Raw genomic sequence first — 13,771 nt, forward strand, 5'->3', positions numbered from 1 at the left:
ATGGCATGATTACTGAATGATGCTTTTTTATTTTGACGGAACAAAATCTAATTATTTAGGTGCTTCGATTTTCTCAATTCCACCCATATAGCATTGAAGTGCTTTTGGAATGCGGATTGAGCCGTCTTCCTCTTGATAGTTTTCTAAAATGGCAGCGACTGTGCGACCAATTGCTAGGCCGGATCCATTTAATGTATGCACGAATTCAGGCTTGCCGTTTAGTTCACGGCGGAAACGGATATTGGCGCGGCGTGCTTGGAAAGCTTCGAAATTACTGCAAGAAGAAATTTCGCGGTACGTCCCGTAACTTGGAATCCACACTTCTAAATCGTATTTTTTGGCTGCTGTGAAACCTAGGTCGGCGGTGCACATGCTAAGCACGCGATACGGGAGTTCTAATCGTTTTAAAACTTCTTCTGCGTTGTTCGTTAACTTTTCGAGCGCCTCGTAGGAATCTTCTGGTTTTACGAACTGGACCAATTCGACTTTGTTGAACTGGTGTTGGCGGATTAGTCCGCGTGTATCGCGACCCGCAGAACCTGCTTCTGAGCGGAAGCACGCGCTAAACGCCGTGTATTTGCGCGGTAAGTCTTCTGCTTTTAAAATGTCATCCCGGTGGTAATTTGTCACTGGGACTTCAGCTGTTGGTATCAAGAAATAATCCTCTTTTTCAACAAGAAAAGCATCTTCCTCGAACTTCGGAAGCTGGCCTGTCCCAGTCATACTCGTGCGATTCACCATGTACGGCGGAAGCATCTCTTCGTAGCCATGCTCTTCGGAATGAAGGTCCATCATGAAGTTTAAAAGCGCGCGTTCAAGGCGTGCTCCGAGCTTTTTATAAAATACGAAGCGGCTTCCAGTTACCTTGCCGGCGCCTTCAAAATCTAAAATATCAAGGTTCGTGCCTAAATCCCAGTGCGCTTTTGGTTCAAAGTTGAAGTTTGGAAGTTCGCCCCATTTGCGAATCTCTACATTGTCATCTTCTGTTTCGCCAATCGGAGTTGATTCGTGCGGAATGTTTGGAATTGCCATCAAAATCGCGTTTAATTTTTCATCAATGTCCTTCAGTTCAATATCGAGCGTTTTAATTTTATCGCCAACAATTCGCATTTCCTCAATTTTTGCATCGGCATTTTCTTTGTTGCGTTTTAAAACAGCAATTTGTTCCGAAACGGCATTACGCTCTGATTTAAGGGCTTCGGTTTCGAGTATTAGCGTACGTCTACGCGCGTCTAGTTCGCCAAATTTTTCAAAATCACCGAGGTCTTCACCGCGATGCGCGAGTTTTGCTTTCACTTCTTCAAAGTTGTTTCTTAGTAATTTTACGTCTAACATGATTTTTTCCTCCTTTGATTATATGGTGTTGGGGTGTATGTTTGCTTGGTTGGGCGGGTGGGTAGACTGAGTGCTGAAGTTCTAAGAGCTTTGATGGATTAACACCTCGCCTTGCTCGGTCTTATATTGCGGCTCTAAGTGCTGAAGTTCTAAGAGACTTTTGATGGATTAACACCTCGCTTTGCTCGGTCTTATATTGCGGCTCTAAGTGCTGAAGCACTAAGAGCCGCAACAAAAACCTCCGCCCCTTCCTGTACAAATATACAGAGAAGGGACGGAGGTTGATATCCGCGTTGCCACCCTAGTTGAGATTGTGAAAATCTCCAGCTTCATTTGGATTTAACGGTTCGCACCGGAATGATTTACTAACAAAATGTGTTCCACCATTCACTCCAAGAGGGATTCGCAAATTTTTGTTACAGATTTTCACCAGCCATCTGCTCTCTCACAAACAAAAAATTTGGTACTATTTCTTGTCAACGTTTTCTTTTATCAATTTAGTTGTATTCTAAACCATTCAAGAGATTTTTTCAAGCCTTTAAATTAAATCCAGTACTTCTGGCTCCTCCGTGGGTAGGTCAAACAAGCGAATCTGCTCTGGAATGATTTTCAGTACCGTAAAACCAGGTTGCTTTTTATCCACCCATTCCGAGTTGATTTGTTCCCAAATGTTTTCAACAATCGCTTCATTTTGCTCTACAACAACACGACCATTAAATTCAACGAAAGCCGTCTTTACATGTTCACCTTCATAGCCGATAAGTACTGAAACATGCGGATTTCGCTCCACCTCGTCCAATTTCGGAAGCGTATTTAACGTTGCCGTGTAGAGCGTTAGCCCTTTATGAAAAAAAGTCATGTATCTCACGTGTGGATATTTATCCTTCACTGTAGCCATAACACCGATTTTATGATCATCTAACACATTTAAAATTCGTTCCTCCAGCTCGTTTCGCATTTCTATCCCTCCAAAATGATGCTTTTTCTATTTCATTCCACCACGGCGAAAAGTTCAAACTTAACTTGTATAACCTGCTTGAATTTGCTATAAAAGAAATAGTAGCGAAAAAAAAGGGGGGCGGACAATGTTACTTATCATCGACCATCACGATTCATTTACATATAACCTTTATCAATATTTTTTGGAACTAAACGCAGACATGAACGTCGTCTTTTCGGAGAATTTACCTCTTCTCACCCAGTTAGATGATTATGAGGGCGTCATATTGTCACCAGGCCCCGGGAAACCGACCGATTATCCGGAAACACTGGCTTTTATAGAGCGTTATTTTGATAAAAAACCCATTTTAGGGATTTGCTTGGGGCATCAAATGCTTGGCACATTTTTCGGTGCACGTGTTGTTTCTGCCCCCGAAATTGTTCACGGCAAAACAAGTGCCATGACGCATAATGAATCGCAATTGTTCCGCAATTTGCCTCGCACGTTTGATGTAGCGCGCTATCATTCGCTTGCGGTAACTGGGGTTCTGGCACCGCTAATTGAAACGGCTTGGACACAGGACGGCGTTTTAATGGCGATGGAACATGGGACGCTTCCCATTTATAGCGTGCAATTTCACCCAGAGGCCATTTTATCAGAGCATGGACATCATATTTTGAAAAACTTTTTAGAGGTGGCGTATGGAAAATCAGTTGCGTTTTGATTTTGAAGGGCAGACAATGTGTTTTAGTGAGCCGAAGGAAATTTTAATGGCGTTCACACATGCGGAAGTGGCGGCTGTTTTTCAGCGGGCGGAGAAATGGCGGAAAGACGGCTATTATATTGCGGGTTTTGTGAGCTACGAAGCGGCGCCTGCCTTCAATGAATATTTGCGGACCTTTTGTGCGGATAAAAATTTGCCGCTCGTTTGGTTTGGGGTATTTGATTCGCCGGTTCCAAATTTTGAGGCGCCACCGCGTATTAAACCGACTTTTGCGTTTACCGCAGATATGACTTTTCCTGAATATCAGTCACGCATTGCGCGCATTCGCGCGGAAATTGCGGCCGGAAATACGTATCAAACGAACTTTACGCTACGCTTAAACAGCCCCGTGCTGGCAGGATTTGAGGCGGGCTCAGCCTACAGGCACCTACGCGAACAAAGCGAGGCACGGTACACGGCCATGCTTACGACCGCCGCGCATCAAATTCTCTCTGCTTCACCTGAGCTTTTTTTCAAGGTGGAAAAGGGGAAAGTGACGACGCGGCCGATGAAAGGCACGGTTCGACGGGGGGACACGGCGGAATTGGACGCGGTGAGACGGGATTTTCTGGCGAACGACGAAAAAAATCGGGCGGAAAACGTGATGATTGTCGACTTGCTGCGAAACGACCTTGGCCAAATTGCATGCCCGGGTTCTGTGCGCGTGCCGCGATTATGCGAGCTTGAGCCGTATCCGACGGTGTGGCAAATGACGTCCACGGTGACAGCGGAACTGGCGTCTGAGAAATCGCTTTTTGAGATTTTTGAAGCGCTCTTCCCATGTGGCTCGATTACAGGGGCGCCGAAGAAAAACACGATGGATTTCATTACCGAGCTCGAAACTTCGGCGCGCGGAGTCTACTGCGGCGCAATTGGTTACGTGAAACCAGACGGGGACATGATTTGGAGTGTGCCGATTCGGACGATTCAAATTGATTTACGAGCAAATGTGGCGCGTTACGGGGTTGGTGGCGGCATTGTTTGGGATTCAGACGCGGCGGCGGAGTTTGCAGAAATTGAAGCGAAATCGGCCGTTTTGGCAGATGCTTTTCCGCCGGTGGAATTAATTGAAAGTTTGCGGCTTGAAAATGGGGAGTTAAAACGGCTTCAGGCCCATTTGGATCGTATGGAAAAAAGCGCGCAAATTTGGGCGTTGCCGTTCGAGCGTTCTGCCGCACGTTCATTGTGGCAAACGGCCGCAGCAGAGCATTCAAATGGCGTGTTTAAATTTCGGGCCGAGCTAAAGCGAAACGGCGATTTTGTTTTTGATGTACAGGAAATAAGTTGTACAACACCCGTCTGGACGGCCAAAATTGCATCAGAACCGCTACCGCGAAATTCGTTTTTGGCGCATAAAACGACCCGCCGCGAAATGTACGAGGAGCTGCGTGAACCAGATGTCACGGAAACCTTGCTTTATAACGAAAAAGAGGAGCTTACGGAGTTCATTTCCGGAAACCTTGTTTTGGAAATCGGCGGGAAACTTGTGACACCAGCGCTTTCGTGCGGACTTTTGCCCGGAATTTTTCGGCAGGCTTTGCTTGAAGAGGGGGAAATTTCTGAGCAAGTTTTGACGTTCCGCGATTTACAGCTGGCTTCACGCGTTTTTTTAACAAATAGTGTCCGCGGTTTTGTGGAAATTGAGATGAAAAAAAGCAAGAAGCATCAGAAATGATGCTTCTTGCTTTTTATTGCAACTAAAACTAGCGTAAGGCCAGCTAAAATTATAAATGGCGAATTTGTATCTCCTGTTTTCGGTAAACTTGTCGCTTGTTTTTCAAGCGAGCTTTTAGTAATGGGTTTTTCATTGATTGGCGTGACTTTTACGTTGTTCGCATTTTCATTTGGTGGCGCTGGCTTGCTTTTTTCAGGAGGTAAAAGGATTAAAGGGCTTGCCTTGTCTTTTACTGTGACCGCAATGGTTTTCTCGATTGTACGACCGTCTGGATTTGTCGCCGTGTAAGTGACCGCGTACTTCCCAGCTTGCGTGGTGTCGACATTGCTTGCTTTGACGCGGATATCGCTCGTTATATCACCCGCAACGGAATCGTTTGCTGTAGCGTGTTCAAGCGGATTGAACGCATCACCGACATACAATTCGACGTCGCTCGCATCAATCGTAAAGTCGCGCACAGTGACATACACCGTCTTCTCTATGCTGTCGCCGTCTTTATCTGTCACACTGTATTTAATCGGATATTTTCCCACCGCATGAAGGTTTACCGCACTATCATCGATGACAATCCGGTCCGTGATATCGCTTGCATCGTCAGGATCAGTTGCTCGGACATCTTTCATCGGGTCAAAACTTTCGCCAATATAGACTTCGCTATCGCCCGCCTCAATTACTGGTGCTAGCGAATTCGTCACAATCACATTGAACGTGCCTGTGGTTGTTGAGTTTTGAGAACCGCCATATCCGAAAGCACCGTTCATATTCATTATTCTGACTTGTACTGGGTAAACACCCGGAACGTCCCAATTCACATTATGACTATCTGCATAAAATAACATGCCATCTTGGTGATAAAGGCGGAACTGTGTTAAGTCTCCTTCAAAACGATCATAGGCTTTCGTTACGCCGAGGCGTAGATTTGGTTTTTCGTCACCAATGCGATAGTGAATATCTTGCGTCTCGATTTCAATGGCCTTTTCTACTTTCCTAAGTTGCTTATTTCGGGCGCTATCGTAAATAGACTGAATTCCGCTAACCGTTTGATCACTACCTTCAAAACTATACCAAGCATAGTCGCCTGGGTCAGCCGTTGCTGGGTCTGATGAACGCAGCACGAAACTCATATAATAACGATTTTGCGGATCATTGAAGTGCGTGTAGTACACATCTGTTCGCGAAATTTTATCGAATTCATAATAACCATTTTGATCGGAAACAGTTTGCCCGATTAAATTGTCATTTTTATCATATAAAAAAACGTCAATCCCAGATACAAACGGATTATTTGGTGCTGGCGTACTCCATGAACCTTGAATACCATGTTCGGTCGTTAAACGCTCAAATGTTTGCCCATAAATCTTAGGATTTTTGAAAAACACTGTTGGCATATACGACATATTTGTTGTACGCGTGCGATTATCGTCACGCCCTGTCGCAAAATATTGTCCTTCCGCTTGATGTCCCGTTGTTTGATTAAAATCCGTTTCTGTTAAGCCTTCTTTGGCAATACTTTTAGCGTCAAAGAAAAGCTGAACACGTTGCGTTGTCGTGTCCCATTTTACATCTTGTGTAACCGTATATTTTACCCAGCGATAACGATTCGTTTCACTAGGTGTTCCCGTTTCAAAATTCACACCATCATTTGAATATTCTACATTCACATCTGCGGACGTAATACCCCCAGTTGTCACAATTTCTGGCGCTTTAGTTAACTCGATTTTGTCATTTTTATCCAAGTGAATGGTCTGTCCCCATGATTTAAAGTTTCCACTCATACTCATTTGTGCTTCATAAGTCAGTATATCGTCATCTGTATAAGGAAAGAAGTTAAGTGATTTATTGGTTGCTCGTGTTGTTATTTTTGACTTCACTGTCAATCCTGCTCCGTAGCTCCCAGTTGCAGCTTTTGCCGAAAAAGAGGAAGTAAGCGGTAACATTAAAATTACGATAATGCTTACGACACCAATGAACTTTTTCATAATTGTCCTCCTTGAAAAATATTGAACCAGCTCTTAATATAGCTGGCTTATGCCAAATAAGCAATGCATTTTTCAAGTCACAGCGAAGATGTAGCATGCTGTTTTCAATCCAATTGACTGCGGCAGCAACATCCATCTAAGTTGTGTCTAATTTGTGAATTTTTTTACCAAAATAGCAGTTTTTGCTTCGAAAAATCATTATTTTGATACAATTTTTAAAATTTGTTATGACAAAAATCTCGTTTTTCTCGTATTTCTTCCATTTTAGCTAACGCTGCGCTCCTTACTACTTCATATTTCAGCAAAATAACCGACAATCTTATAGTATAATAGTAAACAGGTTCACTTATATACATCATCGTCAAAGGGAGGCGTTTACGATTAAACCATTACTATTCTTTTTCATACCAGCCATAGTGCTGTCTGTAGCTGTCTACAACAGTTACCAAGATTATCAGGTGGCACAAAAAAACGACATAAAAGAGTCCAAGCATCTTCTTTTATTTGAAAAAGGGAAGAAAATGTTAGTTGTGCCAAACGAAGATGACTTGCTCGCGAATCTATATGACGTGCACGATCAAACAATCGAAAAAACCTTTACTTTCGATTCTAATATTTTCAAAGAAGCGGTTCCAAGTTATCAAAACGGCGCGTTTGTCATCGCAACAAAAACCGAAGACGAACAGCTCGAATTGCATCAAATTGACGCAAATGGCACCATGAAAAATATCCTATCACAAGAAATCATACTAGATAGTTACCTTAAAACGAATAGTTATCAGAACCGTGGGCGCCTCATTATTAGTGCAGAAAACAAGGCGGATACCTATTATATCCAAGTGCAAAACGGCAAAGCTACAGCTATAAATTTGGCAGACGATAAACGCTTATCAGCAAGGCCAACAAGTATTTCGCTTATCTACGGAAATAATGGAAATCTATTACCTTATTGGCTAGTAAATTTAAAAGATGATTCCACCGTACAATTAAGTGGCCTTTTAAATAACCAAAACACGTATTCCATCGCACAAGGGAACTCAGATGTAGCTATTCAAAAACCATTTTTAGCAGACACAGGGTTAAGTAAAAATCAATTGCTGGAAGTTGATACATCGTACCCTAAAGAAATTTACCACATCAATCCCACTGATTTTCGTGCAGGACAAAAGCTCATAACACCAAAACCGCTTTATCAATCGCTCATCATTCCGCTGAATTCAAAAGAAAGTTTGCTCATCGGCTCAAGCACAGAAGATGAGACGCAAGGCGGTATCACGGCGTATTTATTGAATGAACTGAACAGCGGCTTAACAGATGTCAGCGCGCTATTTGAAAAAGCGAACTACGAAGATTTAGCGGATAGAAACGCACTTTTTTATAAAGACGAAAATGCGAAAGAGCTGTACTATGACGGAGCGGGCAAAACGACCGGCATGTTCAATTTGGAAACGGGCAAAGCGCAAATCATTGCTTCGGCAGACGTCAGTGCGTGGGACCAAAAAATGACCGGCAAATTGGGCTCATTCCTTGGATTCCTGAAAGAATACCCGGCGCTCGCCATCAATTGGATAGTCTGGCTGTTCATTCCGCTCATGCTGATTTTATTGGGCGTTTCCGGAACAATTATTCGTAAATCGGCCAATAAGCGCAACAAAAAAGACTCAGTTGTTTTGCCGGCTACAATTGTGTCAGCAAACGAAACGGGCGTCTACATAAATAATCAGCCTAGAGTTCGTTTCTTACTGAGCTTTATCTACGAAGGGAAAAAGAAAGAAGTCGAGGTCCATCGCGTTGTTTCTGTATTGACGCAAATTCCGATTGGACAGCAAGTGATGATTCGCTACAATCCGAAAAAAAATAAAGCTATGTTCGTGGACGAAGCGGACGTGGCAACGGAAACAACGGCACAAGAAGAACGCATTTCAAATGCCAAACTCACTGCTGTGCGTTCATATGGCGCGGCAAACCGTGGCACCGCTGTCGAACTCGAATTCCAAGCGAATAGCAAGGTATACCATGTTCCAGCTGTTGAGCCGGACGGATTCCGTTTTGAAATCGGCAAAACAGCGGAATTAATGGAAACTGGCGGCATTTCGCGCATACTCGCGTATAACACGGCATATAACGATACCGATTCGGTTGCACTAGAAGGCACGGTTACCGCAGTTAAGCCGCTTTCGGCAACGATTTCCGGGCGTAAATTGACACTGCTCGACTTGACCATTCAAGCAGACGGAACGAGTTTTCCAACCCAAAGTAGCCAATTTGTGCCAAACACGATGACACTGCAAATCGGAATGGCGCTCCCAATCAAGTTCACGCTGGAAGATTTTTCTTTAAGAAAAAGGTTAAGCCAAGCAAAAGAAGGCTCCGCCGTCATATCTTCCGTAAACTATCTTGGCTACACAAGAAGCGAACGACCCGTAGCACGTGTTGAACTCGACATTAACGGCCGTCGCTACATCTCTGTCGGAACTATCGAGCCCACCGCAAGCCCCCGTTCTGGTGACTCCGTCTGGGTGCAATATGACGAAACGCGCGGCGACGCAATTATCGTACGCTATAGCTAAAAAAATCGCAGGTTCCCAAATGATTTACGGGACCTGCGATTTTTTCGTCACCCCAGCTATTTGACTCGCCGTATGCTACAATAAACGAATAAAATATTCCTAGAAAAGGAGTGATGTAAACATGTACGGCATACATCAAAAAACGACTGCTGCGAAGGTATTCATATTCATTACGCAGATTATTTATTTGATTCTCGCATTTTTTATTCTCTATCGCGATGCTACCTTAGATAACTACATACGCTATACGATTATCATCTTTTTACTAATTACCTTCCTTCGCTTAAATGCGATGCTTTTCATCTGGTTACCACGTGGAATTAGTTGGAAAGAATCCATCGGAAACAGTTTAGCATTTGCAATCTATTACATCGGTTTCCCCTTATTCACAGTGTACAGTCAAGCAGACTCGAATATCGCCATGTACGTTATAGGAATAGTCCTCTTCTTAGCTGGTAGCTTCATTAACACAACTTCTGAGTTGCTACGAAAACCTTTTAAAGCCGATCCAGCAAACAAAGGTAAACTTTATAGAGGCGGATTATTTAAATATGCCATTCATATTAACTATTACGGTGACATTTTATGGGTTGCAGGATTTGCCTTGGTAACAATAAACGTTTGGGCACTTCTCGTCCCACTCTTTTTATTCCTAATGTTCGTCTTCTCTTACATTCCAAATGCAGACAAATATTTATTAGAAAAATACGGTTCGCAATTTGAAGATTATCAAAAACATACGAAAAGGCTTATTCCATTTATTTGGTAGTCATTTACGTCTAAGTATTTTCCTGCCTTGTTGCATCTGGGAATATAGTTGCAGGTTTTCCATCAGTTTTTATTCCCAACTCGCACACCGTTGAACTCACCAAAATAGCTTCTCTATCTTTAACACTAGCAACATGTTGTCCTGCACTTTCTATATCTTTATTTATCCAGTTTTCAGGAAACCAAGATTGATTATTCCCTGTTCTTTTAGCCTTAACTTTATGGTCTGGTACATTTCCAGTTCTAACACCATTAGGGTAAATTTTTTCAATATTTACTTCAAACCCATTTTCTTTTAAGAAATCAATGTTAGATTGTCCATGTCCGCCACCTTTCATGAGGGGCTACTCCAGCATAATTAGCTAACTTATGCGGATTTGAAAAACGCTCAATGTCGCCTATATGTCCCACTAATGCGCAAGCTGTCACAGCTGACTTAAAACCTATTTATAAAGCCGCTACTGAGGAACTAGCGTTAGAAGCACTAAGTGCGTTTGACGAAAAATGGGGGAAGAAGTATCCAATCATTACAAAAAGTTGGATGGAGCATTGGGCTGAATTAGCAACATTCTTCAACTATCCTGAAGATTTACGCCGGATTATTTACACAACTAACATCATTGAAGGATTTCACCGTCAATTACGTAAATCAACGAAATCAAAAAGTGTTTTTCCTTCAGATGAATCGTTGCTAAAAATGCTTTATCTTGTGACGATAGATGTCACAAAAAAGTGGACCATGAAGGTCCACAATTGGGGACAAATTCTATCACAATTCGTCATATTTTTTGAGGATAGAGTCACTAAATACATTTAACCAGAAACACAACTTACACAAAATTCTTTACAGACCCAGCTAGTACTTTGACTTGTCCCTCGAGCCTTTTTAGCATAACATGCCCACCGTTTAGTTTAGTATCTAAACTTGTTCTTTCAAAATTCTTTTGTTTCACCCTCAGAATCTAGCACAATAACATCTTCAAACCTCTAAATATTTTTCTTTTTCGTAATCTCAGTAGTTAGCGTTCACTTAAATAAGAGTCTAATAATTTGCGTGTGAAAGTGCCTTCTTTCGGCTTAAATTCAAAACTATTATAAGCCCAAATGACTTCTCTTTTTACTTGCCCATCATCATCCGAAATTTTATCGTATAAAAAATCTACATTAAACTTTCCATTAGAATTTAAAGAAAAGCTCAATTGATCCCATAGCGGTTGTTCATTTTCTTCAAAACATTTATTTATTTTTAGTAATATCGAATTAAGTTCTCCTAATAAATCATTATATATTTGTTGAGAAACTTTATATCTCTCTGGTATGTTATGAGATTTTACAAATTTTTTTGAACTAGTTTCTTCAAAATAAAATACAGAAGACCAACTCATTTGTTTTTTTCCCACCTCACCAAGATAGTATATTTTGCTCCAATCAACCGGAATCATCGAAATAATTTTTTGTGCTAATTCATTATATAATATTCCTAATTCTTGCTCCATCATCTCAACTTCTTTCATCAAGGCTTTCTAATAAATTTAATAAATTTTTCTCCGTCTATCCAATATTCTACATTAAAGCTGTCTGGTCTAACAGAATTCAAATTGTAGTTAGGTTTAATGTTAACTTCAACTTTACTACCAAATTTTAATGCGTCTGACCAACTTTTTTCCATATTATACCATTCTCCACCAGCTTCCTCATACGTCATACTCCCCCGAATCGCCGCAGTACTTAAGCCCAACCCCATCACCACGTCCATCAGGCCACTTTCATCCAGCGTGCCTTTCACCGATTTCACGTACGCCGATGCCCGAAGCGTGCCACAAGCCACACCGGTGTATTTCGTGCCGTCCATATAATAGGTGCCGGTTTTCCACGATTCCATGTTACTTGATTCCTAAGGTAATGTTCCTGCCCACTTAACAAACCGTCTCTCATACCAAGCAACACACTGATTTTATACTTTTAAAAACAGTTAAAAAGATATGAGTACGCTACTCTCTCTACAAAGTTAGTTACCTCATATCTTTTTCGGTAGTGCAACTTTTATACAGTGAATACAGTTAGTTTTTGTTAGCTATTGGTAACTTGATTAGTGAATGTATTGCTTACTATTCAAGACTCAACCACTTGATTACCCGTCTTGTGATTGAGTTTCTTTTTATATTACAGAATCTCTATTTAAATCAAAAATATCTATTTCATTTTTTTCAAATAAATCCTCTAACTCCTCTGCACTGTTATTTCTTACAAATTCAAACTCTTTATCTGAAATTGGAACCAACATTAACCATGTTATATGCACATTTTCTGTATCAATATATCCCAACTCGTCCCATAAAAATGGATTTGTGAAAAGGACATGTTTCATAGAAGTTTCTTCATAATATTCGCTAATAATATTAGGGTATATTGTTCCAGGTTTACAAGAAAATTGGTCATTTATAATATTAAATGCACAGCTACTTAATACATTTCCAAATTTTTCATATGTTGATTCACACCCTCCAACAAATTCTACTCGTATTTCTTTATTTGGGGATTTTAAACCAATTCCATAATTTGAAAGTCCAATTGTTGAATAGGTAGTAATTTCTTCATAAGGTCTATCAGTACCAATAAATATATCAATAGCCGAATTTTCATTTCTATCTCTATACTCTACTACTTTAGGATTACCTCCAACAGCTTGCAAAATTCTTTGTGCAACGAGTTTATCATTATTCATTTATTTTTACTCTCCTTATGGTCCAAAATATTTGTTTGTAACGTCTTCCCCAGCATGTCCTCTGTTAGAGCTAGGCAACTCAGGTCTATAATGAGAGGGGTCATTATGTTCGTCAAGAAATTGTTTCCTGGGAATTTCTCTGTCTGCCGCACTTTGTTGATGCTTTTTAAACTCATACCCTGGTTTATGTCCCATATCCCATGGCTCCTCAACATGTAATGGTTGTTGTGTTAATGGATCTCTTACAATTCCATCACTACTTTTAGCATTATTCCATACTTCATCTCTTACACCTTTTCTATACCCTGATGGTCTTTTATAGGCTTTCTTTTCAGCTTCAGTTAATATCCTAGGAGTAACTTCATCAATTTTTGAAGTAGTCCCACCTGCTCCCTCATACGTCATACTCCCCCGAATCGCCGCCGTACTCAAGCCTAGCCCCATTACCACGTCCATCAGGCCACTTTCATCCAGCGTACCTTTCACCGATTCCACATACGCGGATGCCCGAAGCGTGCCACCAGCCATACCGGTGTATTGCGTGCCGTCCATATAATAGGTGCCGGTTTTCCACGATTCAGTGATTTTTTTGTTTAACTCCTCATTCGTGATAATTTGGTAGTCACTTGGGTCTAAGTACTTTCCTGCCTTGTCTAAGTATTTCTTCAGTTTCGGGTCATGCACACCCACTCCGTTTTGTTCAAGCAACCACATCACTTGCGGCTTTCCCTCCGCATCGTAGTACACCACTGCCAAAACTTGATAGGCTTTCAGCGCTTCGACCAGTTTTGGGTCTACGCCGCGAACGGTATTAAGCCGCTGTTTCAAGGCATCCATCGACTGGGTATAGCCTTTCGGATATGTATAGGTGCCGGTTTGGGCGTTAAACTCGACTTCCTGCAAGAGTTGTCGCATCGTTCTTTGTGCTGTCATCACAAGCGCTAAAAGTTCTTGGAAAAAGTGGGTATGACTTTGCTCAAATTGTAAATAGTTTTCCAGAATTTTTTCTTCTTCCA

Annotated in this window: 14 protein-coding genes and 1 other annotated feature; of the genes, 5 read left to right on the forward strand and 9 right to left on the reverse strand. The window is 41.6% G+C overall.

Annotated features, from left to right (window positions below; translation table 11 throughout):
• Window positions 1–51: 51 nt before the first annotated feature.
• The gene (gene serS, locus CFS60_RS13625) at window positions 52–1,335 is read right to left on the reverse strand and encodes a serine--tRNA ligase (RefSeq protein WP_088811044.1); all 1,284 of its coding nucleotides are present in this window, start codon (window positions 1,333–1,335) and stop codon (window positions 52–54) included.
• A gap of 267 nt (window positions 1,336–1,602) precedes the next feature.
• Window positions 1,603–1,824, reverse strand: a binding site (T-box leader).
• A gap of 49 nt (window positions 1,825–1,873) precedes the next feature.
• Window positions 1,874–2,293, reverse strand: a complete 420-nt coding sequence (locus tag CFS60_RS13630; RefSeq protein WP_088811045.1) for a pyridoxamine 5'-phosphate oxidase family protein — start codon at window positions 2,291–2,293, stop codon at window positions 1,874–1,876.
• 127 nt (window positions 2,294–2,420) lie between these two features.
• Here CFS60_RS13630 and CFS60_RS13635 point away from each other — a divergent pair, with 127 nt between their 5' ends.
• Together CFS60_RS13635 and pabB are read left to right on the forward strand one after the other, a co-directional pair.
• On the forward strand, window positions 2,421–2,999 hold the full coding sequence (locus CFS60_RS13635) for an aminodeoxychorismate/anthranilate synthase component II (RefSeq protein WP_088811046.1): 579 nt from the start codon (window positions 2,421–2,423) through the stop codon (window positions 2,997–2,999).
• Window positions 2,977–4,713, forward strand: a complete 1,737-nt coding sequence (gene pabB, locus CFS60_RS13640; RefSeq protein WP_088839387.1) for an aminodeoxychorismate synthase component I — start codon at window positions 2,977–2,979, stop codon at window positions 4,711–4,713. Before CFS60_RS13635 ends, pabB begins: the two co-directional genes overlap by 23 nt.
• Here the strand turns inward: pabB and CFS60_RS13645 are convergent.
• Complete coding sequence (locus CFS60_RS13645) at window positions 4,704–6,692, reverse strand: immunoglobulin-like domain-containing protein (RefSeq protein ID WP_088839388.1); 1,989 nt, start codon at window positions 6,690–6,692, stop codon at window positions 4,704–4,706. The genes pabB and CFS60_RS13645 overlap by 10 nt on opposite strands.
• Window positions 6,693–7,213: 521 nt before the next feature.
• Here CFS60_RS13645 and CFS60_RS13650 point away from each other — a divergent pair.
• Both CFS60_RS13650 and CFS60_RS13655 read left to right on the forward strand, forming a co-directional pair.
• Window positions 7,214–9,262, forward strand: coding sequence for a hypothetical protein (locus tag CFS60_RS13650; RefSeq protein ID WP_088839389.1), 2,049 nt, complete (start codon window positions 7,214–7,216; stop codon window positions 9,260–9,262).
• A gap of 121 nt (window positions 9,263–9,383) precedes the next feature.
• Window positions 9,384–10,031, forward strand: a complete 648-nt coding sequence (locus tag CFS60_RS13655; protein ID WP_088839390.1) for a DUF1295 domain-containing protein — start codon at window positions 9,384–9,386, stop codon at window positions 10,029–10,031.
• Between the two features lie 10 nt (window positions 10,032–10,041).
• Here CFS60_RS13655 and CFS60_RS13660 read toward each other — a convergent pair whose 3' ends face one another.
• Together CFS60_RS13660 and CFS60_RS13665 are read right to left on the reverse strand one after the other, a co-directional pair.
• Window positions 10,042–10,368, reverse strand: a complete 327-nt coding sequence (locus CFS60_RS13660; RefSeq protein ID WP_117612576.1) for an EndoU domain-containing protein — start codon at window positions 10,366–10,368, stop codon at window positions 10,042–10,044.
• Complete coding sequence (locus CFS60_RS13665; RefSeq protein ID WP_369821531.1) at window positions 10,340–10,459, reverse strand: transposase; 120 nt, start codon at window positions 10,457–10,459, stop codon at window positions 10,340–10,342. The genes CFS60_RS13660 and CFS60_RS13665 overlap by 29 nt, the downstream gene beginning before the upstream one ends.
• Between CFS60_RS13665 and CFS60_RS13670 the strand changes: the two genes are divergently transcribed.
• Window positions 10,422–10,847: a transposase gene (locus CFS60_RS13670; RefSeq protein WP_205408920.1), complete on the forward strand. Its 426-nt coding sequence runs from the start codon at window positions 10,422–10,424 to the stop codon at window positions 10,845–10,847. The genes CFS60_RS13665 and CFS60_RS13670 overlap by 38 nt on opposite strands.
• A gap of 202 nt (window positions 10,848–11,049) precedes the next feature.
• Here CFS60_RS13670 and CFS60_RS13675 read toward each other — a convergent pair whose 3' ends face one another.
• The 4 genes from CFS60_RS13675 to CFS60_RS13690 all read right to left on the reverse strand — a co-directional run.
• On the reverse strand, window positions 11,050–11,544 hold the full coding sequence (locus CFS60_RS13675; protein ID WP_220387172.1) for an immunity protein YezG family protein: 495 nt from the start codon (window positions 11,542–11,544) through the stop codon (window positions 11,050–11,052).
• Window positions 11,544–11,912, reverse strand: coding sequence for a DNA/RNA non-specific endonuclease (locus CFS60_RS13680; protein WP_088839391.1), 369 nt, complete (start codon window positions 11,910–11,912; stop codon window positions 11,544–11,546). The genes CFS60_RS13675 and CFS60_RS13680 overlap by 1 nt, the downstream gene beginning before the upstream one ends.
• 276 nt (window positions 11,913–12,188) lie before the next feature.
• On the reverse strand, window positions 12,189–12,755 hold the full coding sequence (locus CFS60_RS13685; RefSeq protein WP_088809396.1) for a suppressor of fused domain protein: 567 nt from the start codon (window positions 12,753–12,755) through the stop codon (window positions 12,189–12,191).
• A 15-nt stretch (window positions 12,756–12,770) separates the two neighbouring features.
• Window positions 12,771–13,771 (reverse strand): GH-E family nuclease (locus CFS60_RS13690; RefSeq protein ID WP_255387574.1); only part of this gene is annotated, 1,001 nt, incomplete at its 5' end.

This window comes from Listeria sp. ILCC792, from assembly GCF_900186135.1.
GTDB lineage: Bacteria > Bacillota > Bacilli > Lactobacillales > Listeriaceae > Listeria > Listeria goaensis.

Bases quoted from the DNA above. Each gene is read 5' to 3' on its own strand.
- serS (WP_088811044.1), bottom strand. From the start codon at position 1,335: ATGTTAGACGTAAAATTACTAAGAAACAACTTTGAAGAAGTGAAAGCA.
- CFS60_RS13630 (WP_088811045.1), bottom strand. From the start codon at position 2,293: ATGCGAAACGAGCTGGAGGAACGAATTTTAAATGTGTTAGATGATCAT.
- CFS60_RS13635 (WP_088811046.1), top strand. From the start codon at position 2,421: ATGTTACTTATCATCGACCATCACGATTCATTTACATATAACCTTTAT.
- pabB (WP_088839387.1), top strand. From the start codon at position 2,977: ATGGAAAATCAGTTGCGTTTTGATTTTGAAGGGCAGACAATGTGTTTT.
- CFS60_RS13645 (WP_088839388.1), bottom strand. From the start codon at position 6,692: ATGAAAAAGTTCATTGGTGTCGTAAGCATTATCGTAATTTTAATGTTA.
- CFS60_RS13650 (WP_088839389.1), top strand. From the start codon at position 7,214: ATGTTAGTTGTGCCAAACGAAGATGACTTGCTCGCGAATCTATATGAC.
- CFS60_RS13655 (WP_088839390.1), top strand. From the start codon at position 9,384: ATGTACGGCATACATCAAAAAACGACTGCTGCGAAGGTATTCATATTC.
- CFS60_RS13660 (WP_117612576.1), bottom strand. From the start codon at position 10,368: ATGAAAGGTGGCGGACATGGACAATCTAACATTGATTTCTTAAAAGAA.
- CFS60_RS13670 (WP_205408920.1), top strand. From the start codon at position 10,422: ATGTCGCCTATATGTCCCACTAATGCGCAAGCTGTCACAGCTGACTTA.
- CFS60_RS13675 (WP_220387172.1), bottom strand. From the start codon at position 11,544: ATGAAAGAAGTTGAGATGATGGAGCAAGAATTAGGAATATTATATAAT.
- CFS60_RS13680 (WP_088839391.1), bottom strand. From the start codon at position 11,912: ATGGAATCGTGGAAAACCGGCACCTATTATATGGACGGCACGAAATAC.
- CFS60_RS13685 (WP_088809396.1), bottom strand. From the start codon at position 12,755: ATGAATAATGATAAACTCGTTGCACAAAGAATTTTGCAAGCTGTTGGA.